25 protein-coding genes are annotated in these 24217 nt (G+C 67.9%); 12 read left to right on the forward strand and 13 right to left on the reverse strand.

Translation table 11 applies throughout. From position 1 onward, the window contains the following. Positions 1 to 16: 16 nt before the first annotated feature. A complete protein-coding gene (locus N5D30_RS17190; RefSeq protein ID WP_279909929.1) occupies positions 17 to 523 on the forward strand; it encodes a hypothetical protein in 507 nt (168 codons plus the stop codon). Here N5D30_RS17190 and N5D30_RS17195 read toward each other — a convergent pair. Then, a complete protein-coding gene (locus N5D30_RS17195; protein WP_279909930.1) occupies positions 520 to 1812 on the reverse strand; it encodes an MFS transporter in 1293 nt (430 codons plus the stop codon). The two genes, N5D30_RS17190 and N5D30_RS17195, sit on opposite strands and share 4 nt — an antisense overlap. Before the next feature lie 2 nt (positions 1813 to 1814). After that, positions 1815 to 2735: an aldo/keto reductase gene (locus N5D30_RS17200; protein ID WP_279909932.1), complete on the reverse strand. Its 921-nt coding sequence runs from the start codon at positions 2733 to 2735 to the stop codon at positions 1815 to 1817. A 188-nt stretch (positions 2736 to 2923) separates the two neighbouring features. Between N5D30_RS17200 and N5D30_RS17205 the strand changes: the two genes are divergently transcribed. Further along, positions 2924 to 3991 (forward strand): SMP-30/gluconolactonase/LRE family protein, encoded by a 1068-nt coding sequence (locus N5D30_RS17205; protein ID WP_279909934.1) that lies wholly within the window; start codon positions 2924 to 2926, stop codon positions 3989 to 3991. Between the two features lie 18 nt (positions 3992 to 4009). Here N5D30_RS17205 and N5D30_RS17210 read toward each other — a convergent pair whose 3' ends face one another. The 3 genes from N5D30_RS17210 to upp all read right to left on the reverse strand — a co-directional run bounded on the left by N5D30_RS17210 (position 4010) and on the right by upp (position 8441). After that, on the reverse strand, positions 4010 to 5935 hold the full coding sequence (locus N5D30_RS17210; protein WP_279909935.1) for a RecQ family ATP-dependent DNA helicase: 1926 nt from the start codon (positions 5933 to 5935) through the stop codon (positions 4010 to 4012). A gap of 602 nt (positions 5936 to 6537) precedes the next feature. Beyond that, positions 6538 to 7800, reverse strand: a complete 1263-nt coding sequence (locus N5D30_RS17215; protein ID WP_279902697.1) for a uracil-xanthine permease family protein — start codon at positions 7798 to 7800, stop codon at positions 6538 to 6540. A gap of 2 nt (positions 7801 to 7802) precedes the next feature. Further along, positions 7803 to 8441 carry a uracil phosphoribosyltransferase gene (gene upp, locus N5D30_RS17220; RefSeq protein ID WP_220812106.1) on the reverse strand — a complete coding sequence of 213 codons (639 nt, stop codon included), beginning with the start codon at positions 8439 to 8441 and terminating at the stop codon, positions 7803 to 7805. Between the two features lie 390 nt (positions 8442 to 8831). Here upp and N5D30_RS17225 point away from each other — a divergent pair, with 390 nt between their 5' ends. Beyond that, positions 8832 to 9389, forward strand: a complete 558-nt coding sequence (locus N5D30_RS17225) for a hypoxanthine-guanine phosphoribosyltransferase (protein ID WP_279902696.1) — start codon at positions 8832 to 8834, stop codon at positions 9387 to 9389. Between the two features lie 53 nt (positions 9390 to 9442). Here the strand turns inward: N5D30_RS17225 and dauA are convergent, their stop codons facing one another. Next, entirely contained in the window at positions 9443 to 11164 is a 1722-nt protein-coding gene (gene dauA / locus N5D30_RS17230; protein WP_220812109.1) for a C4-dicarboxylic acid transporter DauA, read from the reverse strand. A 146-nt stretch (positions 11165 to 11310) separates the two neighbouring features. Here dauA and N5D30_RS17235 point away from each other — a divergent pair, with 146 nt between their 5' ends. Further along, positions 11311 to 11598, forward strand: a complete 288-nt coding sequence (locus N5D30_RS17235; protein ID WP_220812111.1) for a PA4642 family protein — start codon at positions 11311 to 11313, stop codon at positions 11596 to 11598. A gap of 346 nt (positions 11599 to 11944) precedes the next feature. After that, positions 11945 to 13429: a malate dehydrogenase (quinone) gene (gene mqo, locus N5D30_RS17240; RefSeq protein ID WP_279909936.1), complete on the forward strand. Its 1485-nt coding sequence runs from the start codon at positions 11945 to 11947 to the stop codon at positions 13427 to 13429. A 304-nt stretch (positions 13430 to 13733) separates the two neighbouring features. Here the strand turns inward: mqo and N5D30_RS17245 are convergent, their stop codons facing one another. Beyond that, positions 13734 to 13967, reverse strand: coding sequence for a hypothetical protein (locus tag N5D30_RS17245; RefSeq protein ID WP_279902693.1), 234 nt, complete (start codon positions 13965 to 13967; stop codon positions 13734 to 13736). A gap of 165 nt (positions 13968 to 14132) precedes the next feature. Between N5D30_RS17245 and N5D30_RS17250 the strand changes: the two genes are divergently transcribed. After that, the gene (locus tag N5D30_RS17250) at positions 14133 to 14720 is read left to right on the forward strand and encodes a YajG family lipoprotein (RefSeq protein ID WP_220812117.1); all 588 of its coding nucleotides are present in this window, start codon (positions 14133 to 14135) and stop codon (positions 14718 to 14720) included. Positions 14721 to 15558: 838 nt separating this feature from the next. On the opposite strand, the gene N5D30_RS17255 is transcribed toward N5D30_RS17250, so the two are convergent. Beyond that, positions 15559 to 15765: a hypothetical protein gene (locus tag N5D30_RS17255; RefSeq protein WP_220812119.1), complete on the reverse strand. Its 207-nt coding sequence runs from the start codon at positions 15763 to 15765 to the stop codon at positions 15559 to 15561. 342 nt (positions 15766 to 16107) lie between these two features. Here N5D30_RS17255 and N5D30_RS17260 point away from each other — a divergent pair, with 342 nt between their 5' ends. Further along, positions 16108 to 16395, forward strand: a complete 288-nt coding sequence (locus N5D30_RS17260) for a hypothetical protein (protein ID WP_279902692.1) — start codon at positions 16108 to 16110, stop codon at positions 16393 to 16395. 60 nt (positions 16396 to 16455) lie between these two features. On the opposite strand, the gene N5D30_RS17265 is transcribed toward N5D30_RS17260, so the two are convergent. The 4 genes from N5D30_RS17265 to N5D30_RS17280 all read right to left on the reverse strand — a co-directional run bounded on the left by N5D30_RS17265 (position 16456) and on the right by N5D30_RS17280 (position 19906). After that, positions 16456 to 17622: a 1-acyl-sn-glycerol-3-phosphate acyltransferase gene (locus tag N5D30_RS17265; protein ID WP_279909937.1), complete on the reverse strand. Its 1167-nt coding sequence runs from the start codon at positions 17620 to 17622 to the stop codon at positions 16456 to 16458. Between the two features lie 168 nt (positions 17623 to 17790). Next, complete coding sequence (locus N5D30_RS17270; RefSeq protein WP_279909938.1) at positions 17791 to 18780, reverse strand: hypothetical protein; 990 nt, start codon at positions 18778 to 18780, stop codon at positions 17791 to 17793. A gap of 38 nt (positions 18781 to 18818) precedes the next feature. Then, entirely contained in the window at positions 18819 to 19316 is a 498-nt protein-coding gene (locus tag N5D30_RS17275; protein ID WP_279909940.1) for a DUF3828 domain-containing protein, read from the reverse strand. 41 nt (positions 19317 to 19357) lie between these two features. Continuing rightward, positions 19358 to 19906 carry a hypothetical protein gene (locus N5D30_RS17280; RefSeq protein WP_279909941.1) on the reverse strand — a complete coding sequence of 183 codons (549 nt, stop codon included), beginning with the start codon at positions 19904 to 19906 and terminating at the stop codon, positions 19358 to 19360. A gap of 109 nt (positions 19907 to 20015) precedes the next feature. On the opposite strand from N5D30_RS17280, the gene N5D30_RS17285 reads away from it, so the two are divergent. Genes N5D30_RS17285 through N5D30_RS17295 form a run of 3 tightly spaced genes read left to right on the forward strand, consistent with a single transcriptional unit; the run spans position 20016 to position 21098 of the window. Next, positions 20016 to 20198: a CPXCG motif-containing cysteine-rich protein gene (locus N5D30_RS17285; protein ID WP_220812130.1), complete on the forward strand. Its 183-nt coding sequence runs from the start codon at positions 20016 to 20018 to the stop codon at positions 20196 to 20198. Next, the gene (locus tag N5D30_RS17290; RefSeq protein WP_220812132.1) at positions 20198 to 20458 is read left to right on the forward strand and encodes a DUF2007 domain-containing protein; all 261 of its coding nucleotides are present in this window, start codon (positions 20198 to 20200) and stop codon (positions 20456 to 20458) included. Before N5D30_RS17285 ends, N5D30_RS17290 begins: the two co-directional genes overlap by 1 nt. A 22-nt stretch (positions 20459 to 20480) precedes the next feature. Beyond that, positions 20481 to 21098: an SOS response-associated peptidase gene (locus N5D30_RS17295; protein ID WP_279909942.1), complete on the forward strand. Its 618-nt coding sequence runs from the start codon at positions 20481 to 20483 to the stop codon at positions 21096 to 21098. A 19-nt stretch (positions 21099 to 21117) separates the two neighbouring features. On the opposite strand, the gene N5D30_RS17300 is transcribed toward N5D30_RS17295, so the two are convergent. Continuing rightward, a complete protein-coding gene (locus N5D30_RS17300; RefSeq protein ID WP_279909943.1) occupies positions 21118 to 22011 on the reverse strand; it encodes a LysR family transcriptional regulator in 894 nt (297 codons plus the stop codon). 104 nt (positions 22012 to 22115) lie between these two features. Between N5D30_RS17300 and N5D30_RS17305 the strand changes: the two genes are divergently transcribed. Together N5D30_RS17305 and fghA are read left to right on the forward strand one after the other, a co-directional pair. Continuing rightward, positions 22116 to 23228, forward strand: coding sequence for an S-(hydroxymethyl)glutathione dehydrogenase/class III alcohol dehydrogenase (locus tag N5D30_RS17305; protein WP_279909944.1), 1113 nt, complete (start codon positions 22116 to 22118; stop codon positions 23226 to 23228). Between the two features lie 115 nt (positions 23229 to 23343). After that, entirely contained in the window at positions 23344 to 24189 is an 846-nt protein-coding gene (gene fghA / locus N5D30_RS17310; protein ID WP_279909945.1) for an S-formylglutathione hydrolase, read from the forward strand. The last annotated feature ends 28 nt before the right edge of the window (positions 24190 to 24217 follow it).

Consider the following 24217-nt stretch of genomic DNA (forward strand, 5'->3'; position numbering starts at 1 on the left):
AACCAGGGAGAAGCCTATGGCCATCGCCATCAGCCCGATAACTGACACGCTTTACCAAGCGCGCCCGTTGCGCGCGATCGACGACAGCGGCACCGCGGTGGGCGCCGTGCGCAACCGCGCCGACAGCGAACTCGATCCCACCCGATCCGAGCGTCTGCAGGACCGCCTCGAACTGGCCCGCGAACGGGCCGCCGAGCGTTTCGCCCGCCAGCAGGAGCTGGCCGAAGAGCGTCGCGAGGCGCTGCGCGAGGAACTGGCGGAGCAGGCGCGCCAGACCAACGAGGAGGCCATCAGCAACCTGCAGGACCGCCTGCGCCAGCAGCAGGTGGAGCGCTTCCTGGAGGCGCGGCAGGTGGATCAGGACCTGAACGCCGAACGCAGCAATCCGGCGAACCCGCAGTCCCTTGCCCAGCCGCGCGCCGAGGCCGGCCAGCTGACCTTCGGGCCGGCGCAGACGGTGACCGCGCGGACGGCCATCGAGGCCATCACCACCTACCAGCAGACCCGCGACCTGATCGCCTAGTGGCCGTCGCGCCGCTCCTCGCAGGCGGCGCGGTCCGCCCGGCTGCCGAGGTACCAGCCGAGCAGCCCCCACAGCGCGGCGCAGGCCGCGCCCACCAGCGCCACCAGGGCGACGCCCTGGCCGAGGGTGTCGAGCAGGCTCTTGGCCCAGCCACTGAGCGCGTCGCCGCCGCGGTAGACCACGGTGTCGATGAAGTTCTTCGCCTTGTACTTGGTCTCCGCGTCCAGCGGGGCGAACAGCATCTCGCGGCCGGGGCGGACGAAGGCGTATTCGCCGATCCGCCGCACGATCATCAGCGCCGCCAGCACGGCGAAGGTCGGCGCCAGGGCCAGGCCGAGGAAGCCCAGGGCCATCAGCGCCGGCACCCCGGCCAGCAGCACGCGGATGCCCAGGCGCTGGGCCACGCGCCCGGTGATGAACAGCTGCGAGGCCAGCGCGCCGGCCTGCACCACGAAGTCGATGATGCCGAACACCCGCACCTGGGCGTCGCGCTCGGGGAACAGCTCGGCCACCAGCCGCGCCTGCTCGAAATAGAGGAAGGTGCTGACCGTCGCCAGCAGGATCACGAAGGCCGACACGCCGAGCAGGTAGGGCGAGTGCAGCACCCGGGTGAGGCCGCTGAACGGATTGCCCGGCACCGGCCGCCGCGGGTTCTCGCTGGGCGCGGCGCCAGGCTGGCCGGCGCCGGCGACTTCGCGCCAGGCCATCAGCCGCTGCTTGAGCAGCAGGGCCGCCACCAGCAGCGCGGCGGCCAGCAGGGCCAGCCCGGCGGCGTCCAGCGCGGCGATCAGCAGGGCGCTGAGCGCCGGCCCGGCCAGCCCGCCGACGCTGGCGCCGGCGGCGATGAAGGCGAACAGGCGCCGGGCCTGGGCGCCGTCGAACACGTCGGCCATCAGGCTCCAGGCCAGCGACACGACGAACAGGTTGTACACCGAGATCCACACGTAGAACGCGCGCGCCAGCCCCACGCTGTCGCCGAGGGCGGCGAACAGCGCGGCGAAGGCCAGCAGGTTGAGGGTGAAGAAGCCGAACACCCAGTCGACGAAGCGGCGGCGCGGCACCCGCGAGTTGAGCCAGGCGAACAGCGGCACCGCCAGCAGCATGGCGACGAAGGTGGCGGTGAACAGCCACTGCAGGTGCTCCACGCCAGCCTGGATGCCCATCGACTCGCGGATCGGGCGCAGCATGAAGTAGCCGCAGAACAGGCAGAAGAACAGGGCGAAGCCGGCCAGGGCGGCGTCCAGCTCGCCGGCCTCGGCGTTGATCGCCCGCGCCAGGCGCCGGCGCATGCTCAGGCGAACAGCTCGACGATGCGCCGCCGCTGCGCCGCGTCCGGCAGGCGGCCATGGCCGGCCTGCAGATTGTCGGCCATGTAGCGGGCCTTGGAGGTGGCGGGGATCACCGCCGTCACCGCCGGGTTGGCGAGGATGTACTTGAGCATCAGCTGGGCCCAGGAGCCGGCGTCCAGCTCCGCCCCGGCCCACTCGGGCAGGTCCTTGCCGCGCACCTTGTCGAACAGGGCGGCACGCTGGAACGGCCGGTTGATCAGCACGGCGATGCCCTTGTCGGCGCAGAACGGCAGCAGCTCGCGCTCGGCGTTGCGCTCGCCGATGGAGTAGTTGAACTGGACGAAGTCCAGCGGCTCGCGGCGCAGCACCTCCAGCAGCCGCTCGTGGGCGGCGTCGAGGTAGTGGGTGACGCCGATGTAGCGCACCTTGCCCTGTTCCTTCAGCTCGCGCAGCAGCTTGAGCTGGGTCTCGGTGTCCTGCAGGTTGTGCACCTGCAGCAGGTCGATCCGTTCGGTGCCGAGGTCCGCGAAGCTGGTCTCGATCTGCCGCAGTCCGGCCTCGCGTCCGCTGGAGGACACCTTGCTGGCGAGGAACAGCCGGTCGCGCGCGCCGGTGGCCAGGGCGCCGCACACCGCCTCGGCGCGGCCGTAGCTGGGCGCAGTGTCGACCAGGCTGGCGCCGCCGCCGATCAGGGTGGCCATGACTTCGCGCAGCGGCGCCAGGTGCGCCTCGTCGAGCGGTACGTCGTGGGTGCGCGAGGTGCCCAGGCCGATCACCGGCAGCAGCTCGCCGCTGGAGGGAATCCTGCGCCGCAGCAGGCCGCTGCTGTCCGCGGCCCAGGACAGGTTGGGCAGCAGGGGGCCGAGGGCGGCCAGGGCGGCGACGCCGGTGGTGTGCTGGAGGAAGCGACGGCGAGTGGGCATGGCGAGGGTCTCCCGTGTCGGTGGCGGTCCGGACAGTGATAGACCCTCATGCCGGCCCGCGGGTGCCGGGGCAATATCCGGTAACCAAACCGGGCGCGCGGAAAGACAGTGCTTTGGCGCGGCGGGAGCGTTCGCCCCGCGCCGGCCTGGATTAGGCTGCGGGCATTCCAACAACAAGGAACATCGCCATGCGCAAGCTGTTGTCGCTGATCGCGCTCGCCGGCTTCGGCTACCTGCTGTTCTGGCCCACCCCGTTGCAGCCGGTGGCCTGGCAACCCGGCGCGCTGCCGCCGGCCGCCGGCGTGTGGGCGCCGAACGCCCGGCTGGATGGCGCGGTGCTGGAGCAGGCCGGCCTGGACGGCCCGGACACGGTGGTGGTGGACGGCGAGGGGCGCCGCTACAGCGGCATCGGCGACGGCCGCATCCTGCGCTGGCACGCCGGCCGGGAGGCGCAGACCTTCGTCGCTCTGGACGGCCGCCCGGTGGGCATGAACTTCGGCCCGGACGGCAGCCTGTACGCGGCCGACGAGGCCAACGCCAAGGTCTGGCAGGTGACGCCCGAGGGCCGGGCGCGGGTGCTGGTGGATAGCGACGCGCGCCAGCGTTTCACCTTCCTCAACGACGTGTTCGTCGCCCGCGACGGCCGCCTGTTCTTCACCGAGGCCTCCAGCCGCTGGGGCCTGGCCGACAACAAGCGGGCGCTGCTGGAGCATGGCGGCGACGGCGCCGTGTTCGTGCGCCACCCGAACGGCCGCATCGAGCGCGTGCTGGACGGCCTGGAGTTCGCCAACGGCGTGGTGCTGAGCGCGGACGAGTCCTACCTGCTGGTGGCGGAGACCGGCGCCTACCGCGTCACCCGCCTGTGGCTCGCGGGCCCGCGCGCCGGTCAGCGCGAGGTGCTGGTGGACGACCTGCCGGGCTTCCCCGGCGACCTGTCGCTGGCGCCGGACGGCAGCTACTGGTGCTCCTTCTTCTCGCCGCGCAAGCCGCTGCTCGACGCGCTGGCGCCCTGGCCGTTCCTGCGCAAGGTGGCCTCGCGCCTGCCGCCGGCGCTGCTGGCCAGGCCGAGCCGCTACCCCCACGTGTTCCGCTTCGACGGCGAGGGGCGCGTGCTGGAGAGCCTGCAGGCGTCGCCGGACAGCGACCTGCCCAGCTTCAGCAGCGTGGTGCAGCACGGCGACGAGCTGCTGCTGGGCACGCCGGGTGGGGTCGGCGAGATCGATGCGGACCGCGCCTACCGTGTGCGCCTGCGCTGACCCGGGGCGGGCTGCACGTCAGCCCTGGGCGAGCCGCGCGCGCACCTCGGCGTAGGGGTAGGCCTCCAGCGCGGCGAAGCCGGCGATCTGCCGCGCCTTGAGCTTGGTGAACAGCGGCACGCTGATGCCGCAGAGAAAGCGCGTCAGGCATTCGCCGCTCGGCGCCGCGCCGCTGTATTCCACGTGGCGCTGGCTGAAGTCGGCGCACAGGGCTTGCAGGTCCAGTTCGGCCAGCGGGCGCAGGGGCGGCGCCGGCGGCAGGTGGGCGACCCGGCCCTGGCACACCGAGCAGTGCCCGCAGCGCGCCGGCGCATTGGCGTCGCCGAAGTAGGCGGCCAGGCGCTGGCTCAGGCAGCGGTCGCTGGCGAACAGGTCGAGCATGGCCTGGATGCGGCGGATTTCGCTGGCTTCCTGCTGCTGGAAGTAGGCGTGCAGTTCACCGCTCAACTGGTGCGGGTCGAAGTCCGGCCGGAGCAGGGCGTAGACCTCGGTCATCTGCTTGCTTTCCAGCTCGATCCAGCCGCGCTCCTGGAAGAAGTCCAGCGCCTTGACCACCCGCCCGCGCTCGGCCTGGTGCTGGTTATAGAGTGCGTCGAAGTCCACCGTGCACCAGGTCCGCGCCCGTGCCGAGGTGGCGACGATGGCCTCGACGAACTGGCGCCGCTCGCCCTCGAACTTGTCCAGCAGCGCCTCCGGCTCGATCAGGTACTTGAAGCGGTACTCGGCGAAGTAGGCGTAGCGCGGGGCGATGATGCCGCGCAGTTCCAGCTGCACCAGCAGGGTCTTGAGCGGCAGCTGGCGGATGTTGCTGTGCTCGGAGAGCTGGTTGAGCATCAGCTCCCACTGGCCGTCCGCCGCGCCGGCCAGCAGCTCGTCGAGCACCCGGCGGATGCCGTCCGGCTCGGGGGTGTCGCCGTAGACGAAGTTCTCCAGCACGTTGAGACCGTCGCGGTTGGCCAGCACCAGGCAGTCGGACGGCTGGCCGTCGCGCCCGGCACGACCGATCTCCTGGCTGTAGTTCTCGATCGACTTGGGCAGGTCGAAGTGCACCACGTTGCGGATGTCGCTCTTGTCGATGCCCATGCCGAAGGCGATGGTGGCGACGATGCAGTCGACCTGACCGTCCATGAAGCGGCGCTGGATCGCCTCGCGCGCCTCATGCGGCATGCCGGCGTGGTAGGCGCAGGCACCGAGGCCGCGTCGTTCGAGCAGCTCGGCCACCTGCTCGGCGGTCTTCTGCTGGGTGACGTAGACGATGCTCGGCTGGCCGGCCCGGGCGCCCAGCCATTCGACCAGGCGGCCCTGCTTGTCGCGCCCGGCCACCGGCTCCACCAGCAGGTTGAGGTTGGCGCGGTAGAAGCCGGTGGTGACCACATCCTCGGCGGCGATGGCGAACTTCTTCTGCATGTCGGCGATCACCGGCGGCGTGGCCGTGGCGGTGAGCAGCAGCACCTGGGGGATGCCGAACTGGCGCTGGTAGTCGGGCAGCTTGAGGTAGTCGGGGCGGAAGTTATGGCCCCACTCGGAAATGCAGTGCGCCTCGTCGACCACCAGCAGGGAGATCGGCACCTGGCCGATGAAGTTGCGGAAGCGCTCGTTCTTAAGGCGCTCGACCGAGATCATCAGGATCTTCAGCTCGCCGGACTTGGCCCTGGCCATGGTCTCGGCGACCTGCTCGCGGCTCTGCGCCGAGTCGATGCTGGCGGCGCTGATGCCACGGGCGTGGAGGAAGGCCAGCTGGTCCTGCATCAGCGCCAGCAGCGGCGACACCACCAGGGTCAGGTGCGGCAGGCGCAGCGCCGGCAACTGGTAGCACAGCGACTTGCCCGAACCGGTGGGAAAGATCGCCGCCGCCGACCGCCCGGCGAGCACGGCATCGACCACCCGCTCCTGGCCGGGCCGCAGGTGGGAAAAGCCGAAGACGCTGGCAAGGGTATCGAGCATGGGACGAGGCCGGAACGAGGAAAAGGCCGACGACCATAGCGCGCCGAACGACCTGAGGCCAGGCCGATGGCGCCGTAGAACTCGGCCGTCCGTAGGGTGCGCTGCGCGCACCGGCAGGACGACACATTGCCCCGGTGCGCATGGCGCACCCTACGGCAGCCTCGTAGCCCGGATGAAATCCGGGATGCATGAAAGCACTGCTTTCATTGGAGAAAAACCACACTTGCAGGCGGCTCGGAGCCGGAGTCCCCGGAAGGAGGCCGAGCGGCACCGGAAGGAGGGAGCCCGGAGCGAAGCGCAGGGCCGGATGCCGGTGTGGCCTTCTCTTTGGTTACTTTCTCTTGGTCCGGGCGGCGATCCGCAGACAAGAGCAACGAAGCGAAGCGGAGTAACAGCCGCAGGCTGGCCCGAAGGGCGAGCGTAGCGAGTCAAGTGACTCGCTCGGGTGGGCGAAACCAGAAGCATCGAAGCACACAGAAATCGGCTGGAAACCCAAGCACCAGACCAACACCGCCCCCGGATTTCATCCGGGCTACGCATCGACGTTACCGATTCATCGGTGCGCGCGGCGCACCCTACGAGGCAGCGCCGCGGACGCGGGGCTAAATCTCCGGATCGATCGGCGGATGCTTGTGCCAGGCACTGCCGCCCGGCAGCAGCAGGTTCAGCGCCAGGGCGCTGATGGCGCACAGGGAGATGCCGGACAGGGCGAACTCCTTGCCGCCGATCACCATGCCGCCGATGCCGAACACCAGCGTTACCGACACGATGATCAGGTTGCGCGCCTCGGACAGGTCCACCTGGTGGCGGATCAGGGTGTTCAGGCCGACCACCGCGATGGAGCCGAACAGCAGGCAGAGGATGCCGCCCATCACCGGCACCGGAATGGCCTGCAGCGCGGCGCCGAACTTGCCGACGAAGGCCAGCAGGATGGCGAACACCGCTGCCCAGGTCATCACCTTGGGGTTGAAGCTCTTGGTCAGCATCACCGCGCCGGTCACCTCGGCGTAGGTGGTGTTGGGCGGGCCGCCGAACAGGCCGGCGGCCGAGGTGGCCAGGCCGTCGCCAAGCAGGGTGCGGTGCAGGCCCGGCTTGCGCACGAAGTCCTTGCCGGTGACGGTGCCGACGGCGATCACCCCGCCGATGTGCTCGATGGCCGGCGCCAGGGCCACCGGCACCATGTACAGGATGGCGCCGAGGTGGAACTCGGGGGCGACGAAGTTGGGCATGGCCAGCCAGGCAGCGGCGGCGATGCCGGCGGTGTCGAACACGCCGAAGATCGCCGCCAGGGTGCAGCCCACGGCGATGCCGGCGAGGATCGGCACTAGGCGGAACAGGCCGCGGCCGAGCACGGCCACCAGCAGGGTGGTGACCAGCGCCGGCATGGAGATGAACATGGCGGTCTGGTAGGGCACCAGTTCGGCGGCGCCGTCGCCGGTCTTGCCCATGGCCATGTTCACCGCCACCGGCGACAGGGCCAGGCCGATGGCGATGATCACCGGGCCGATCACCACCGGCGGCAGGATGCGGTCGATGAAGCCCGGGCCCTTGAGCTTCACGGCCAGGCCGAGGAAGGTGTAGACGAAGCCGGCGGCGACCACGCCGCCGAGCACCGCCGGCAGGCCGAATTCGCCCTTGGCGGCGATGATCGGGGCGATGAAGGCGAAGCTGGAGGCGAGGAACACCGGCACCTGGCGGCCGGTGGCCAGCTGGAACAGGAGGGTGCCGATGCCGGCGGTGAACAGCGCCACGTTCGGGTCCATGCCGGTGATCAGGGGCATGAGCACCAGCGCGCCGAAGGCCACGAACAGCATCTGCGCGCCGGAGAGAATCTGCCGCGGCAGCGGGTCGTTGTACTCGCTCATGCTCAGGCGTCCTTCTGCTTGGTGCCGAAGATCTTGTCGCCGGCGTCGCCCAGGCCGGGGATGATGTAGCCGTGTTCGTTGAGCTGCTGGTCGATCGAGGCGGTGTAGATGGTCACGTCCGGGTGGGCGTCGCCCACCGCCTTGATGCCCTCCGGCGCGGCGACCAGCACCATGGCGCGGATTTCCTTGCAGCCGGCCTTCTTCAGCAGGTCGATGGTGGCGACCATGGAGCCGCCGGTGGCGAGCATCGGGTCGATGATCAGGGCCAGGCGCTCGTCGATCTCGGGCGCCAGCTTCTCCAGGTAGGTGTGGGCCTGCAGGGTCTCCTCGTTGCGGGCGACGCCCACGGCGCTGACCTTGGCCCCGGGGATCAGGCTGAGCACGCCGTCGAGCATGCCGATGCCGGCGCGCAGGATCGGCACCACGGTGATCTTCTTGCCGGCGATCTTCTCCACCTGCACCGGCCCGGCCCAGCCCGGGATCTCGTAGCTCTCCAGCGGCAGGTCGTTGGTCGCCTCGTAGGTGAGCAGGGCGCCCACTTCCTGGGCCAGTTCGCGGAAGTTCTTGGTGCTGATGTCGGCGCGGCGCATCAGACCGATCTTGTGGCGGATCAGCGGGTGGCGGATCTCACGGATGGGCATGCGGGGGTCTCCGGGGCGAGGATTTCTGGCTAGAGTAAAGCACTGCTCGTGCCGGAGTCGGGCGCAACCGGGGGACCGATTGTCGCGGCGGTGGATCGCACCGCAGCCTCCGGCGTGCAAGGCCGCGCAGTTTACCGCCTCCCCTGGGCGAGCGGTCAGAAAATCACCGGCGGGCTTGCCCTCGGGCGGGCATCTGAGTACCTTTGCCGCCCATTTTTCAGGCTATGTCCCGTTACGTGTTGGTGGCGCATCCTGCTTTTGTGGGAACGGCTGGGCGGCATTCCGATTGGCCGCGAAGTTCGCGGATAAATCCGCTCCCACAAGGTGTGCGACAGCTAACGTGGATATGGCCATTTCTTAACCAGTTGCCTTTCGCTGCCCGGAGCCACCATGCCCGCCGATCTCGCCCACATCCGTCAAATCATGGCCGAGGCCGACTGCCTCTTCAGCGAGGCCGAGGTCGAAGCGGCTATCGAGCGCGTCGGCGCGGCCATCTGCGAGGAACTGGCCGAGCGCAACCCGGTGGTGTTCTGCGTGATGAACGGCGGCCTGATCTTCGCCGGCAAGCTGCTGACCAAGCTGAACTTCCCGCTGGAGCTGTCCTACCTGCACGCCACCCGCTACCGCAGCGAGACCACCGGCGGCGAGCTGTTCTGGAAGGCCAAGCCGGAAATCTCCTTCATCGACCGCGAAGTGCTGATCATCGACGACATCCTCGACGAGGGGCACACCCTGGCCGCGATCATCGAGTTCTGCCGCCACGCCGGCGCCAGCGACGTGCACACCGCCGTGCTGATCGACAAGGACCACGACCGCAAGGCCCGCCCGGACCTCAAGGCCGATTACGTGGGCCTGTCCTGCGAGGACCGCTTCATCTTCGGCTACGGCATGGACTACAAGGGCTACTGGCGCAACGCGGCGGGCATCTTCGCGGTCAAGGGGCTGTAATCGCTACGCGGGTTTCACCCGCCCTACGTAGGGCGGGTGAAACCCGCGTTTGCTCATTCGGCGACCGCCGGTTCCAGCCAGCTCAACGCCTTGGCCCGCGCCTGGCGCAGGTCGCGGGCGAAGGCGAGCCGCCCCGGCTCGCGGTGGATGCCGGCCCGGCGCAGCTTCAGGCGCAGGTTGGCCGAGGCGCCGCTGAGCACCAGGCCGACGCCCTGGCGGTGGTAGTCGCGCAGCACGTTCTCCAGGGCCGCCAGGGCGGTCATGTCGAGCATCGGCACCGCGCTCATTTCCACGATCACCACCTTCACCTCCGGGTTGAACCGGCGCAGCACGCTCAGGGCCTTCTCCGCCGCGCCGAAGAACAGCGGGCCGCGGATGCTGTAGGTCAGCACCGAGTCCGGCAGCTCTCCCAGCTGGCTCAACTGCGGGCGCGGCAGCGGCCCGGCGTCGGTCAGCTCGCTCATGCGCTTGATGAACAGGCCGCAGGCCAGCAGCAGGCCGACGCCGACCGCCAGCACCATGTCGAACAGCACGGTCAGCACCAGGCAGGTCAGCAGCACCAGCACGTCGCTGCGCGGCGCGATGCGCAGGGTGTGGATGACGTGGTGCGGCTCGCTCATGTTCCACGCCACCATCAGCAGCAGGGCGGCCAGCGAGGCCATCGGCAGCAGGCTGAACACCGGCGCGAGCAGCAGCATGGCCAGCAGCACCACGCCGGCATGGATGATCGCGGAGAGCGGCGAGACGGCCCCGGCGCGGACGTTGGCGGCGGAACGGGCGATGGCGGCCGTGGCGGTGATGCCGCCGAACAGCGGCGCGACCAGGTTGCCCAGGCCCTGGCCGAGCAGCTCGCCGTTGGGGTCGTGCTTGCTGCCGGTCATGCCGTCCGCCACCACGGCGCACAGCAGCGACTCGATGGCGCCGAGCATGGCGATGGCGAAGGCCGGCGCCAGCAGCTGGCGGATCAGCTCGAAGGACAGCACCAGCGGCTGGCCGTCCGGCCCCGGCAGCTGCCAGGGCCAGGCGAAGTCAGGCAGGAACGGCGGGATGCCGGGGTGGCTGACGCCGTCCAGGGTGTAGCTGAAGCGCTCGCCCAGGGTCGCCACCGGCAGGCCGGCGGCCTCCAGCAGCTGGGCGACCAGCACGCCCACCGCCAGCGCCGCCAGGTGGCCGGGCACCTTGGGCACCAGCTTCGGCCAGATCAGCAGCGTGGCCAGGCTGGCGGCGGCGGTCAGGCCGTCGCCGGGGTGGAAGTCGGGCAGCGCCTCGGCGAGCAGCTCCAGCTGGTCGAGGAAGTGCTGCGGCGTGGCCGACAGCTGCAGGCCGAGCAGGTCCTTGATCTGCAGCACGGCGATGACGATGCCGATGCCGGCGGTGAAGCCCAGGGTCACCGGGTAGGGCACGAACTCGATCAGCTTGCCGGCGCGCAGCAGGCCGAGGGCGATGAGGATCGCCCCGGCGAGCATGGTGCACAGCAGCAGGCCGCCGAGGCCGTACTGCTGGCTGATCGGCAGCAGGATCACCACGAAGGCCGCCGTGGGGCCGGAAATGTTGAAGCGCGAGCCGCCGGCCAGGGCGATCAGCGGCGCGGCCACCAGCACGGTGTACAGGCCGTGCTGCGGCGCCACGCCCACCGCGATGGCCAGGGCCATGGCCAGCGGGATGGCGATGATGCCGACCGTCAGCCCCGCGATCAGGTCGCCGCGCAGGGCGTGCCGGGAATAGCCGACGGCCAGGACCTGGCGCCAGGCGGCGAACAGCGGAGGTAGAGACATCGCGGGGCTCCAGCGGGGACTGTGCGCATTATAGGGACGAAGGCCTCCGGCTTGCCCGGCTGGATGCGCTGCTTTAGTCGCGTTGAGCCGCGCCACGGGCGGGGGTAAACTGCCGGCCCCGTAATGCCCGCCAGCTGGAGAGCGTGATGCGCAAAGACAAGAAACAGGTGATTGGCGAAGAGATCGGCGACGACGCGATCAAGCTGTTCCTCGCGGTCGAGCCGGCCGACGACACGCCGCCGTCCCTGCACAAGCTGGTCAAGGCCTACCGCAGCCTGCGCATCGACGACTTCGAGCGTTTCCTGACCTTCTTCAGGGAGGCAGGTTACGACCTCGACGCCCGGGATGCCAAGGGCAACGACTTCGTCGCCCTGATTCAGGACCAGCGCCTGGCCGAGCCCTACATCGACGCGATAAAGGCGGCAAAAGCCTGACCTTCGTAGGAAAAATGACCGTCTGCCCCAGGTTCGTGCATTTTTTGCGGCTGGGCGAGCGGCAATAGTGGTATCGTGCGCGCCGGAAAACTCCCGACCCGGCGCCCCTGCTGGGCTGGCGCGTCAGTCGCGCGCGGGCGGGAAGTGAAGAATTGAACGCGCGGGCTGCCCACAGGCAGTCCACGCCGGACGAGGTTGCTCGGCATCGATCAGGCCAAGTCATCGGCCATGGTACGAGCCCTCCGAAGCTCCAGACACTTGTCTGGCTGTCAGTGATTAGACGCCGATGCGTGGCTCAAAAGGCCGATGCCAGCGGCTTGGTACTGCAGATCTTGGAGAAGCGTTAATGACGCAAGTCAATCACGAAACTGTGGATGTGCTGCTGGTCGGCGCCGGCATCATGAGCGCCACCCTGGCGGTGCTGCTCAAGGAGCTGGACCCGAGCCTCAAGCTGGAGATCGCCGAGCTGCGTTCCTCCGGCGCCATCGAGAGTTCCAACCCGTGGAACAACGCCGGCACCGGTCACGCCGGCCTCTGCGAGCTGAACTACACGCCGCAGGCTGCGGACGGTTCGATCGACATCAAGAAGGCCGTGCAGATCAACGCGCAGTTCGAGGTTTCCCGGCAGTTCTGGTCCCACCTGGCCGGCAAGGAAGGCTTCGGTTCGCCGCGCAGCTTCATCAATTCCGTGCCGCACATGAGCTTCGTGCGTGGCGAGAAGGATGTCGGTTTCCTCAAGAAGCGCCATGAACTGCTCAGCCAGCATCATGCCTTCGAGAACATGGAGTACACCGAGGACCGGGCCGTCATGGCCGACTGGATGCCGCTGATGATGGAAGGCCGCGACCCGGCCGAACGCATCGCCGCGACCCGCGCCGGCAACGGCACCGACGTCAACTTCGGCGCGCTGACCAACCAGTTGCTGCAGTTCCTCTCCGCCCAGGGCGGCACCACCCTCAGCTACAGCCAGAAGGTCACCGGCCTGGCGCGCAGCGGCGAGGGCTGGACCGCCCAGATCAAGAACACCAAGACCGGCGAACAGCGCGAGATCGGCGCGCGCTTCGTCTTCCTCGGTGCCGGCGGCGGCGCGCTGCCGCTGCTGCAGATGTCCGGCATCCCGGAAGGCAAGGGCTTCGGCGGCTTCCCGGTGAGCGGCCAGTGGCTGCGCTGCGACAACCCCGAGGTGGTCAAACAGCACCAGGCCAAGGTCTACAGCCAGGCCGAGGTGGGCGCGCCGCCCATGTCCGTGCCGCACCTGGACACCCGCGTGGTGGACGGCAAGACCTCGCTGCTGTTCGGCCCCTACGCCGGCTTCACCACCAAGTTCCTCAAGTTCGGCTCGTTCCTCGACCTGCCGCTGTCGGTGCGTCCGAGCAACATCGGCCCGATGCTGGCCGTGGCCCGCGACAACATGGCCCTGACCCGCTACCTGATCAAGGAAGTGCTGCAGTCGCCGGAGCAGCGCCTGGATTCCCTGCGCAAGTTCTACCCGAACGTGAAGGCCGAGGACTGGCGCCTGGAGATCGCCGGCCAGCGCGTGCAGATCATCAAGAAGGACGCCAAGAAGGGCGGCATCCTGCAGTTCGGCACCGAGCTGGTGGCGGCCGAGGACGGTTCCATCGCGGCGCTGCTCGGCGCCTCTCCGGGCGCCTCGGTGACCGTGTCGATCATGCTCAACCTGATCGAGCGCTGCTTCGCCGACAAGGCCCGGGGCGAGTGGGCCGCCAGGCTCGCGGAAATCTTCCCGGCGCGCGAGAAGGCGCTGGAAGACGATGCTGAGCTGTATCGCTCGGTCGCCGAGCAGTGCTCCAAGGCCCTGCAGCTCGCCTGAGTGCCGTAGGGCGGGTGCAACCCGCGTGTCGCCCCATGAAAAAGCCGCCCTCGGTCGGCTTTTTCGTTGGCGATGTCCCCGTTAGATGTTGCAGTGCTCTGAGCCCTTCTGGATCCCCGCCTGCGCGGGGATGACGAGGTAGGGGGGAATTTCTAATTTCTTCCGAAACCGTCATCCCCGCGCAGGCGGGGATCCAGGGGCAGGCAGCTACAGCGTTCAGCTAGAGGAGCTTGACCGCGCGATGTGTAGGGCGGGTTAGCTGCTTGCAACACGCAACGGGGACATAGCCTTTTCGTGGCCGGCCTCAGGCGGCCAGCGCCGGGCTCGGGCGCGTGCCGACGCGGCGCGGGGTGACCAGCACGTCCAGCGGCAGCGCCTGGCCCAGCCACTGGGCGCGCAGTTCGCGCACCTCCACCCAGCCCGGCTCGCCCGGCAGTTCGCGGGCCTCGCGCAGGGCGCGGCAGGTGCCCGAGGCATCCAGCAGGGCGAAGCGGCGCATCGGCGCGCGCGGCATGAGTAGCGACCACAGACTCATCATGGGGCAATCCTCCAGGGCAACAGCAGCCTTATCGCACGCCGAGGTGACAGGCCCGTGACAGGAACCGCTCGGGCGCGGCGGAGGTCAGAAACACAGCTGTCGACGCAAGCGGAGCGGCAGGTATACTGCCGGCCATTTTCCGCCGCCACCTTTCTGGAGATCGTCATGAAGAAACATCTGCTGTTCGGTCTGGTAGCCGCGCTCGGCGTCGCGCTGGTCGGTTGTGCCCACAGCCCCCAGCAGCTGCGTCCGCAGCCCAAGCTCACCGTGGCGCTGGTGCCTGTCGGCCAGGGCCAGCCGGTGGTGGTGCGCGTGGTCGACGGTCGCGCCTCGCCGGTGCTCGGCACCCGCGGCGGCCTGTACCCGGAGACCAGCAACATCAGCGTGCAGTCCCAGGACATCCTGCCGCGCCTGCAGGCCGAGGCCGAGGCGGCGGTGCGCCTGCTGGGCTTCACCCCCAGCCCCAACGCCTACAACGCCCCGCAGCTGACCCTGACCCTGGCCGACCTCAAGTACCAGTCGCCGAAGGAGGGCTCCTACGTCACCGAGGCCGACATCAGCGCCAGCATCCGCGCCGACGTGCAGAACAGCGCGCGCCGCTACAGCGGCCGCTACGGCGCCTCGCTGAACCAGCGCTTCGGCATGGCGCCGAACCAGGAGACCAACACCAAGCTGGTGTCCGATGTGCTGAGCGACGCGCTCACCCGCGCCTTCAAGGACCCGACCATCGGCCAGATGCTCGGCCAGCAGTAAGCGCCTCCCATAAAAAAGCCCGGCACATGCCGGGCTTTTTTATGGCTCTGTCCCCATTAGTTTTTGCACGCCTTGTGGGAGCGGCGCGAATTTCGCGGCTGAAGCTGCTCCCACAGAAGCGATTGCGTCGCCAACACATAACGAGGACATAGCGAAAAAAGCTATATCCCCGTTGCGTGTTGCAGACGAAGCGGCCTGCCTGGAGCCCCCGTAGGGTTGTTGGGCCACAGGCCGTAACCCACCAGCGCAATCGACCGTGGCACCACGGTGGGTTACGCCGTCAAACGGCTAACCCACCCTACGCGTTGCGCGAGCAAGCCCCTCTATCTGAACACTGCGGCTGCCTGCCCCTGGATTATTCCCCTTCGGGCCAGCGCAAGCGCTGTCCAGCGATTCAGCTGCTGTCCCGCCTGCGCGGGAATGACGGTTTCGGAAGCAATTCCATCCCCCTACCTCGTCATCCCTGCGCAGGCGGGGATCCAGAAGGGGATATTGCCTTTTTATGGCCATGCCCAGGCTGGTTGTTGCACACCTTGTGGGAGCGGATTTATCCGCGAATTTCGCGGCCAATCGGAATGCCGCCCAGCCGCTCCCACAGAAGCAGGATTGCGCCACCAACATGTAACCGATCCTGCTTTAGGAGCGACCGAGTGGTGGTCCGCGAACAAGAGCAACGAAGCGAAGCGGAGCGAGTCAAGTGGGGCGAGGCCAGAAGCAGCAGGCCGCTCGGCCACCGGCTGAGCTTAACGACGGAGCACCGACAGAGACCGCCTCCGGATTTCCTCCGGGCCACGACCCGTTGCCGGTGCATCGGTGCGCACGGCGCACCCTACAGGGCTCAGGCCGCCTCGGCGTACAGCTCCGGCAGGCTGAAGCCGGTGCGCTCGTCGATGTCCGGCAGGTCGTAGTGCTCGTGGCCGCCCAGGGCGCAGTAGACCAGCCAGTGGTGGTCCTGCACGTTGATGGAAAGTTCGTCCACTACCGCCTCCACTTCGTCCAGGGAGTCGATGAGGTAGTCGTGATCAACCGGTTGCGGGTTCAGCATGGCGGGTCCTCCGCTGTTATGGATATTGCTCCGTCACGTCAGTGACCGATTAGTCACAGATGGAGAGACAAACCCTAGGCCAGGTTGGTGACGTTTTTCAGACAGATTCGCGATTAGTCCTGTCGCTCGTCGGAAACGGAACTTATAACCCGCACGCTTCCAGTAGACTGCCGCCCGCCGCAGCCGCGCCCTGGCGCCGATCCAGCGAAACACCGCCTCGATCTGGTGCGCCGACGAAAGGCTGCAAGGTTGGCGCCAGAGCCTCCGGGCCGCTCATGCTCGCTGTTGGTGCCGGTGTTTTCCTGTCGATGGTGCATCGTTTTCGTCGCTGAGGTGATTCGCGTGTCCCTGCAGTACCTCTGGAACCTGTTTTCGACCTACCCCGCCCAAGTGCTCAACGGTCTGGCCCTGTTCTTCGCCCTGGCCGGCGGCTGGCTGCTGCTCGCCACCCGGCTGCGCGAACAGCGTGCCGGTGTGCGTCTGGCCTCCGACTCCGAGCTGGACGAACTGGACGCCGACGCCAGCCTGTTGGACGAGCGCACCCAGCGCATCAACCGTTTCTTCTACGCCTTCGGCGGCGCCACCCTGGCGGGCGCGCTGGCGCTGTCCTGGTTCAGCACCGGCTTCTGATTCATCCCGCGCAAACGAAAACGGCAGCCCTGGGCTGCCGTTTTCGCATGTGGGCGCCGCTCAGAGCGGCAGGCCGGCCCTGACCCGGTACTGGTTGCGCACCGGCGTGGCGTACTGGCGGATCAGCCAGGGACGCTGCTCGGCGGGGCAGGCGGCCATGCGCCGCTGCCACTCGGCGCGGGCGGCGGCTACCTCGGCGGCGGGGAACTGCTGCTCGGCCGTCGGCACCTGCAGCGCGGGGTCGCGTTCCTCCCACTCGGCGTAGGCCAGGTAGTGCACCGGGAACAGCCTGTAGCCGCCGAGGATGTGGCGATCCATCAGCGCCGCCAGCTGCTTGGCATCCTCGAAGCCCTCGCGCACCGGCGCGCCGAACTGCACGTGGACGCGGCCCTTGTAGCCGGTGATGCCGAGGGCGATGCTGGCGTCGTCCTCGCCCGGGGCCTTCTCGTAGCTACCGGTGGTGGCGCGGATCTGCAGCTCGCGGGCCTTGGCCTGGTCGCAGGGGTCGTACTCGTAGCTGATCGACACCGGGATCAGGTTGAGCGCCGCCAGGGCCTCGGCGAACGGCTCGTCCTTGCGGCTCATGTGGAACATCTTGAGGATCGCCGAGTCGGTGCGGTCGTCGCCGTCCTTGGCCCGGCCCTCGGCCTGGGCGATCCAGATCGAGTGGCCTTCCTCGCGGATGGAGTGGTTGATGTAGGCCGACAGCAGCTGGAAGGCCGCCAGCTTCTCGCGCCGCCCCGCCACGTTGCGATGCACGATGAAGCTCTTGTTCAGGCGCATCAGGTCGCTGACGAAGGGGCGCTGCAGCAGGTTGTCGCCGATGGCGATGCGCGGGGTCGGCAGTTCGGCGTGGAACACCGCGTAGTTGACGAAGGCCGGGTCCATCACGATGTCGCGGTGGTTGGCCATGAACAGGTAGGGCGCGCCCGCCTTCAGCTGCTCCAGCCCGGCGAAGGTGATGCCGTCGGTGGCGCGCTCCACGGTGCGGTCGATGTACGGCTCGATGCGCGCCTGCAGGGCGTCCACCGATTCGATCCCCGCCGTCTCGCGGCGCAGGCGATGGGCGATGAGGGGCTTGAGCAGCCAGCCGAAAGGCCCGGCCAGGCGCGGGAAGCGGAAACGGGTGAGGATGCCGAGGAAGGTGTCGTCGCTCAACAGGCGCGCCAGGACGGCGGGGACTTCGTGGTCGGCGTAGGGTCGGATCGAATCGAATTCGCCCATCATGTTCTCGTGGTCAGGCTGCTCGGAAGGCCCATGGCGGGCTGGCAAATAGGCCGGCGATTATAAGGCCAATCGCGCTTCCGGGCGGAGGGTTCCGCATGCCTCGTGCCTGGCAACGAGTCGATTGGCTCGCGCCAGTGGGCGCAGGTCGAGTGGGAAGGTGGCGTTGTTTCACTCACCCGCAGCCTCGGTATCGGGTTCGATGAGGTGGGTTTTGCCGGCGGCCAGAAAGATCGCCTCCAGCTGGGCGCGGCGGCGTTTGCCCCAGTCGATGGTTCTGAAATCGATCCTGCTCAGGCAAGGGAGCGTGGGCAGGAAGGAAAAGCGCTCCGCCTGCAGATGGGTATTGATCTCTTCAAGCACCAGCGTTTCCAGGCTGGGCAGGCTCTGCAGCACCTCGGGGTTGTCCCAGACTTTCAGACGCTTCAGTTCGAGATGCTTCAGGGCGGCCATGTTTGCAAGGCTGGGCAGCTGCTGCAGATGTGGTGCTCCATGGATTTTCAGGACCTCAAGGCCTGAAAAATCTGCCAGGGCATCCAATGTGTCGAGCTTCCTGAGAGAACTTAGAAAGAGTGCTTTCAGGCCACGGCGATTCAGGACCGCGAGGTTCTCGGGCGCGGTGCAGCCGTCCAGTGTCAGTGCGCTCAGGTCAGGCAGCGAGTCGAGCAGTTCATCCGTAGCGATTCTCGCGCCACCGGCATACAGGCTTTGCAGGCTGTGGCAGTCGGCCAGCGCTTCCAGCCCGCAGAAGTCGCCGTACAGCTCCAGGGTGCTCAGGTTCTTGAGGGCGGGCAGAAAGTCCAGGCTGACGGATTTGCCGCCCTTGAGTGTCAGGGCCTCCAGGTCCAGTTGCATCAGGGGCGAGATGACCCGGGCCTGAGCCAGGCTGATCTCCAGCTTGCGCACATGGCGCAGCGAAGCCAGTGCTTGCAACTCTTCGTCGCTGTAGCTCTTTTTGTTCGCAACCGTCCAGACCTGCAACCCCAGGTCCGGGCGTTTGGAAAAGACCTGCCTATCCAGTTCGAAGAGGTGCTCCAGCGCCTCGAAGCCGAAGGTGAAGCCAATGTGGCCACCGTGCCTTATCTGTGACCCAGCCTCTGCGATCGATGCAGACGTCCATGGCAGGCCGTTCATCGAGAAGGGGCGGTCAGCCTCATTCATTTTCTGACTCCTCAAGCGGGGCGGATTCCATCGAATGGCTAGGGCTCGCAGCGATAGCTCGCGAACTCGACGAGCCGCTCGGTGAGCGAGCGCTCCTGCCACCGGATATCGAGAATGACCCACCGATTGCCCTCGCGGCGAAGGACGACGGTGTCCGTCCAGTGAAAGTCGTCGTAGGCGAGCCGGGCGGAGACGCGGGCCGTATCGCCCGCGACGCTGGCCTGGGTGGACAGGAGGGCCTGGGCTCCTTCCGGCCAGAGGAAAAAGGGGCTCTGGTCCAGCATGTGGGGCTTCATGTCCGCCGGCACCAGGCGGGCACAGGATTCTTCATAGGCGCGTTGCGCTGCCAGGGCGGTGAACAGCTCCTGCCCCAGCAGCGGTTGCACCCGAGCCGCTTCCTTGTCCGGGTCGTTCGAGGGGGTGTGAATTGCCCAGGCGTAGAAGTCCTGGACGGTACGGTCGGGCGAATCGTGGGCCATGCTGCCGAATGGGATCAGCAGCAGGAGTATTGCCAGCAGGGAGCGACAGTCGTGCATGTGTGTCCTATGGCTTGAGTTCGGTATCACTGTTGGAGTGGTCAAGCCGAAGTTCCCGGGTGGTCATAGAAGTCGTCGTATTCGCGGTAATGGTTCGCGGCGAGCACGAATCTTTCGATCTCCTCCTGATTCGGATCTTTGGGGATGGAGGCGTTCTCGATAACGCCGACCAGAGTCCCACTCTCGAACCACGGGTACAGATCGAGATCGCGTAGCGCGATGGGCAGATACCCACCGTGTCTGCATTCGTACACCTCGTCGTCCGGCATATCATCGACCTCATCTTCGTCGATGAAGAAGAACCGGGCCGAATGAGGATCGCTGTTCCATTGCTTGCGATTGACATAGATCCAGCAATTCACGTCATCGCCCTCGGCGATTGTCGTGTTGATCAGCTGCTTCAGGCTGTCACATTGAATCATGGCGAGTCTCCTTCCCTGGGCGTGGCGTTTGGTTGATGGGGCGACGACGGTTGCCGCGGCTTGCACGTGCACGCCGATAGAGAGTTTGAGTGGTTTGAGAAACCCAGACAGTGAAGCGGCAGGTGAAAACGAGATATTCACCGGAGCGAGCGCATCGTCCAGCGCCATGAGAACGATGAGCGAGCGATTCCTGCAGGCAACGGGCTATCGGCCCTCCGACAAGCTACTGTTCCACAAGGGATTGTCAGACGCCACGACGAACCACATGGAGACTGCGATGCTGGAAACACAGCTGTACCAGTGCCCCTATTGCTGGGAGACGGCCGAGGCGGTGCTCGACCTGTCGGCCGGGGATCAGGAGTATGTGGAGGACTGCCCGGTGTGCTGTCGGCCGATCCTGTTCGACCTGCGCACCGATGGCGTGGAGTGGTCGCTGGACGTGCGTGGGGAGAACGAGTGATGCAGCGCATCTACGAGCCGCAGGACCTGCTGGAGGCGGAGCTGTTGCTGGGCATGCTGGCCAGCGAGGGGGTGGAGGCGCACCTGGCCGGGCGTCATCTGCTCGGCGCGGTGGGCGAGCTGCCGGCGCTGGGCCTGCTCGCCCTGGTGGTGGAGGACGAGGACGCCGAGCACGCGCGTCGGCTGATCGCCGGGTACAATGCCGCCGCCCCGTTGCCCGGCGAGGAGCCCGAGGGCTGCCCCGGCGTGCTGCTTTGCTAGTTCTGTCGGTACTGCCCTGCCCATGAGTGGACGTTACGCCCTGTTTCGCTGGCCCCAGGCCATTTCCGGCCTGCCGGGTTTTCCCGAGGGTTTCCCCCAGCGCTGGAACCTGGCGCCCGGCGCCCAGGTGCTGTTCATCCACCAGCCCGAGGGCGAGCTGCAGGCCGCGGCCGGGCGCTGGGGGCTGACCCCGGCCTGGCTCGACGACCTGTCGAAGGCGCCCGCCCATGCCCGCGCCGAGACCCTGGCCGAGCAGCCGATGTTTCGCGAGGCCTTCCGCCAGCGCCGCTGCCTGTTGCCGGCCAACGGCTTCTATGAATGGCGTGGTCAGGCCAACCGCAAGCGCCCGTACTGGTTGAGCAGCGAGGGGCTGCTGTACTTCGCCGGCGTCTGGGAGCCCTACCCGACGGCGGGGCAGACCTACCTCAGCGTGGCGATGATCACCGCGCCGGCCAGCTATCTGCGCCGGCCCATCGTGCTGGACCAGGCCGCCACCCGCGCCTGGCTCGACCCGCAGACCCCGGTCGAGACACTGCAGGCGCTGCTGGCCGCGCCGCAGCCACCACTGCGCGAGCGGGCGCTGGCGACCCTGATCAACGATCCGGCCTTCGACGGGCCGGACTGCCTTACTCCGACGTGATGCCGCCGGTGCGCGTGGACTAGGTTTCTCGGTATTCGGGGCGTTGCGCCAGCCCTTCCTTCAACAGTTCCACCAGCAGGCGCACCTTGGGCGAGAGGTGGCGCTGCTGCGGGTACATCGCCCACACGGCGGTGTGCGGCGGGCTCTGCTGCGGCAGCAGGTCGACCAGCGCGCCGCTGCGCAGGTGCGGCTGCACGTAGTAGTCCGGCAGCTGGCACAGGCCGAAGCCGCGCAGGGCGGCGTCGAGCACCGCTTCGCCGCTGTTGCAGCGCCAGTTGCCCTGCACCCGCACACCCAGCTCGCGGCCGTCCTGCTGGAAGCTCCATTGCTCGCTGCTGCCGATCAGGCAGTTGTGCCGCGCGAGTTCGGACAGCGAGTGCGGCCGGCCGTAGCGCTCCAGATAGGCGGGTGCCGCGCACAGGTGCATGACCCGTGGCGCCAGGCGGGTGGCGACCAGGCGCGAGTCGGGCAGGCGGCCGAGGCGGATCGCCAGGTCCAGGCCGCCGTGGAGCAGGTCGAGGGTCTGGTTGCTCAGTTCGATGTCCACCCGCAGTTGCGGGTGGCGGGCCATGAAGTCGTTGACCAGCGGCACCACGAAGCGCTCGCCGTAGGCCACCGCGCAGGTCATGCGCAGCAGGCCCTTGGGTTCGCCGGCCAGGTCGCCGACCGCGCGCAGGGCTTCCTCGCGGGCGTCCTGCAGGCGCTGGCAGTGCTGCAGGAAGGTCTGCCCGGCCTCGGTCAGCGCCACCTTGCGCGTGCTGCGGTAGAACAGGCGGGTCTGCAGGCGTTCCTCGAGGCGCGCCACCTGGCGGCTGACCTGGGAGGTGGACAGCCCCAGGCGCTGCGCGGCGGCGGCGAAGCGACCGCATTCGGCCACCGCGACGAACTCGTCCAGCCCTTCCCATCCGCTCATGGATTATCCCTGCCTGGAAATAATGTTTTGCTGATGGCTGGGATTATCCAGGAAATCGCGGAGGTCTACACTCTCCGGCACTTTTCATCCGCTGGAGAACGTCCATGATCAAGTCCCGTGCCGCCGTCGCGTTCGGCCCCAACCAGCCGTTGCAGATCGTCGAAGTGGACGTCGCCCCGCCGAAGGCCGGCGAGGTGCTGGTGCGCATCGTCGCCACCGGCGTCTGCCACACCGACGCCTACACCCTGTCCGGCGCCGACTCCGAGGGTGTGTTCCCGTCCATTCTCGGCCACGAGGGTGGCGGCATCGTCGAGGCCGTCGGCGAGGGCGTCACTTCGGTGAAGGTCGGCGACCACGTGATCCCGCTGTACACGGCCGAATGCCGCGAGTGCAAGTTCTGCACGTCCGGCAAGACCAACCTGTGCCAGAAGGTGCGCGCCACCCAGGGCAAGGGCCTGATGCCGGACGGCACCAGCCGCTTCAGCTACAACGGCGAGCCTATCTACCACTACATGGGCTGCTCGACCTTCTCCGAGTACACCGTGCTGCCGGAAATCTCCCTGGCCGTGATCCCCAAGGACGCCCCGCTGGAGAAGGTCTGCCTGCTCGGCTGCGGCGTCACCACCGGCATCGGCGCCGTGCTCAACACCGCCAAGGTGGAGGAGGGCGCCACCGTCGCCATCTTCGGCCTGGGCGGCATCGGCCTGGCGGCGATCATCGGCGCGAAGATGGCCAAGGCCTCGCGGATCATCGCCGTCGACATCAACCCGGCCAAGTTCGACGTGGCCCGCGAGCTGGGCGCGACCGATTTCGTCAACCCGAAAGACCATGACAAGCCGATCCAGGACGTGATCGTCGAACTCACCGACGGCGGCGTCGACTACAGCTTCGAGTGCGTCGGCAACGTGCAGCTGATGCGCGCGGCGCTGGAGTGCTGCCACAAGGGCTGGGGCGAGTCGGTGATCATCGGCGTGGCCGGCGCCGGCCAGGAAATCAGCACCCGTCCGTTCCAGCTGGTGACCGGCCGCGTCTGGCGCGGTAGCGCCTTCGGCGGCGTGAAGGGCCGCACCGAGCTGCCGAGCTACGTGGAGAAATCGCAGAGCGGCGAAATCCCGCTGGGTACCTTCATCACCCATACCATGGGCCTGGATCGGATCAACGAAGCCTTCGACCTGATGCACGAGGGCAAGAGCATCCGCACCGTCATCCATTACTGAGGAAATCCCGTGCGGCCCGCTGGCCGCGCGGATTGCTCGCAGGGTGCGCGGGGCCGCCCAGGTCGTGCGCACCACAAATCCATCGGTGCGCGCGGCGCACCCTACGGAGTGGGTCATGACCCTCGAAATCGTTTCCAGCAACAAGAGCTTCGGCGGCTGGCACAAGCGCTACCGCCACCGTTCCACCGCGCTCAACTGCGACATGGTGTTTGCCGTGTACCTGCCGCCGCAGGCGGAGCAGGGCGCCAAGCTGCCGGTGCTGTACTGGCTGAGCGGCCTGACCTGCAGCGACGAGAACTTCATGCAGAAGGCCGGCGCACACCGGCTGGCCGCCGAACTCGGCCTGATCATCGTCGCGCCGGACACCAGCCCGCGCGGCGAGTGCGTGCCGGACGACCCGGACAAGGCCTGGGACTTCGGCCTCGGCGCCGGCTTCTACGTCAACGCCACCCAGGAGCCCTGGGCGCGCCACTACCGCATGTACGACTACGTGGTGCAGGAGCTGCCGACGCTGATCGAGGCCAACTTCCCGGTCAGCGACCGGCGTGGCATTTCCGGTCACTCCATGGGCGGCCATGGCGCGCTGATCTGCGCGCTGAAGAACCCCGGGCGATACCGGTCGGTGTCGGCCTTCTCGCCGATCACCAACCCGCTCAATTGTCCCTGGGGCGAGAAGGCGTTCTCCCACTACCTGGGCGACGACCGTTCGCGCTGGCGCGAATGGGACGCCTGCGCGCTGATTGCCGAGGCGACGGAAAAGCTGCCGCTCCTGGTCGACCAGGGCGACCGCGACGACTTCCTCGAAGGCCAGCTCAAGCCCCAGGCGCTGCAGGCCGCAGCCAAGGCGGCGGATCATCCGCTGACCCTGCGCCTGCAGCCGGGCTACGATCACAGCTACTACTTCATCGCCAGCTTCATCGACGATCACCTGCGCCATCACGGCGAGGCGCTGAACCGCTGAACCACGAGGGGCGCCAACAATCAGGTCA

It is taken from the genome of Pseudomonas sp. GD03875 (assembly GCF_029840585.1).
Taxonomy (GTDB): Bacteria; Pseudomonadota; Gammaproteobacteria; order Pseudomonadales; family Pseudomonadaceae; genus Aquipseudomonas; species Aquipseudomonas paralcaligenes.

Excerpts from the sequence above, each read along its gene's own strand:
- N5D30_RS17190 (WP_279909929.1), top strand. The coding sequence starts at position 17 with ATGGCCATCGCCATCAGCCCGATAACTGACACGCTTTACCAAGCGCGC.
- N5D30_RS17195 (WP_279909930.1), bottom strand. The coding sequence starts at position 1,812 with ATGCGCCGGCGCCTGGCGCGGGCGATCAACGCCGAGGCCGGCGAGCTG.
- N5D30_RS17200 (WP_279909932.1), bottom strand. The coding sequence starts at position 2,735 with ATGCCCACTCGCCGTCGCTTCCTCCAGCACACCACCGGCGTCGCCGCC.
- N5D30_RS17205 (WP_279909934.1), top strand. The coding sequence starts at position 2,924 with ATGCGCAAGCTGTTGTCGCTGATCGCGCTCGCCGGCTTCGGCTACCTG.
- N5D30_RS17210 (WP_279909935.1), bottom strand. The coding sequence starts at position 5,935 with ATGCTCGATACCCTTGCCAGCGTCTTCGGCTTTTCCCACCTGCGGCCC.
- N5D30_RS17215 (WP_279902697.1), bottom strand. The coding sequence starts at position 7,800 with ATGAGCGAGTACAACGACCCGCTGCCGCGGCAGATTCTCTCCGGCGCG.
- upp (WP_220812106.1), bottom strand. The coding sequence starts at position 8,441 with ATGCCCATCCGTGAGATCCGCCACCCGCTGATCCGCCACAAGATCGGT.
- N5D30_RS17225 (WP_279902696.1), top strand. The coding sequence starts at position 8,832 with ATGCCCGCCGATCTCGCCCACATCCGTCAAATCATGGCCGAGGCCGAC.
- dauA (WP_220812109.1), bottom strand. The coding sequence starts at position 11,164 with ATGTCTCTACCTCCGCTGTTCGCCGCCTGGCGCCAGGTCCTGGCCGTC.
- N5D30_RS17235 (WP_220812111.1), top strand. The coding sequence starts at position 11,311 with ATGCGCAAAGACAAGAAACAGGTGATTGGCGAAGAGATCGGCGACGAC.
- mqo (WP_279909936.1), top strand. The coding sequence starts at position 11,945 with ATGACGCAAGTCAATCACGAAACTGTGGATGTGCTGCTGGTCGGCGCC.
- N5D30_RS17245 (WP_279902693.1), bottom strand. The coding sequence starts at position 13,967 with ATGATGAGTCTGTGGTCGCTACTCATGCCGCGCGCGCCGATGCGCCGC.
- N5D30_RS17250 (WP_220812117.1), top strand. The coding sequence starts at position 14,133 with ATGAAGAAACATCTGCTGTTCGGTCTGGTAGCCGCGCTCGGCGTCGCG.
- N5D30_RS17255 (WP_220812119.1), bottom strand. The coding sequence starts at position 15,765 with ATGCTGAACCCGCAACCGGTTGATCACGACTACCTCATCGACTCCCTG.
- N5D30_RS17265 (WP_279909937.1), bottom strand. The coding sequence starts at position 17,622 with ATGATGGGCGAATTCGATTCGATCCGACCCTACGCCGACCACGAAGTC.
- N5D30_RS17270 (WP_279909938.1), bottom strand. The coding sequence starts at position 18,780 with ATGAATGAGGCTGACCGCCCCTTCTCGATGAACGGCCTGCCATGGACG.
- N5D30_RS17275 (WP_279909940.1), bottom strand. The coding sequence starts at position 19,316 with ATGCACGACTGTCGCTCCCTGCTGGCAATACTCCTGCTGCTGATCCCA.
- N5D30_RS17280 (WP_279909941.1), bottom strand. The coding sequence starts at position 19,906 with ATGGCGCTGGACGATGCGCTCGCTCCGGTGAATATCTCGTTTTCACCT.
- N5D30_RS17285 (WP_220812130.1), top strand. The coding sequence starts at position 20,016 with ATGCTGGAAACACAGCTGTACCAGTGCCCCTATTGCTGGGAGACGGCC.
- N5D30_RS17290 (WP_220812132.1), top strand. The coding sequence starts at position 20,198 with ATGCAGCGCATCTACGAGCCGCAGGACCTGCTGGAGGCGGAGCTGTTG.
- N5D30_RS17295 (WP_279909942.1), top strand. The coding sequence starts at position 20,481 with ATGAGTGGACGTTACGCCCTGTTTCGCTGGCCCCAGGCCATTTCCGGC.
- N5D30_RS17300 (WP_279909943.1), bottom strand. The coding sequence starts at position 22,011 with ATGAGCGGATGGGAAGGGCTGGACGAGTTCGTCGCGGTGGCCGAATGC.
- N5D30_RS17305 (WP_279909944.1), top strand. The coding sequence starts at position 22,116 with ATGATCAAGTCCCGTGCCGCCGTCGCGTTCGGCCCCAACCAGCCGTTG.
- fghA (WP_279909945.1), top strand. The coding sequence starts at position 23,344 with ATGACCCTCGAAATCGTTTCCAGCAACAAGAGCTTCGGCGGCTGGCAC.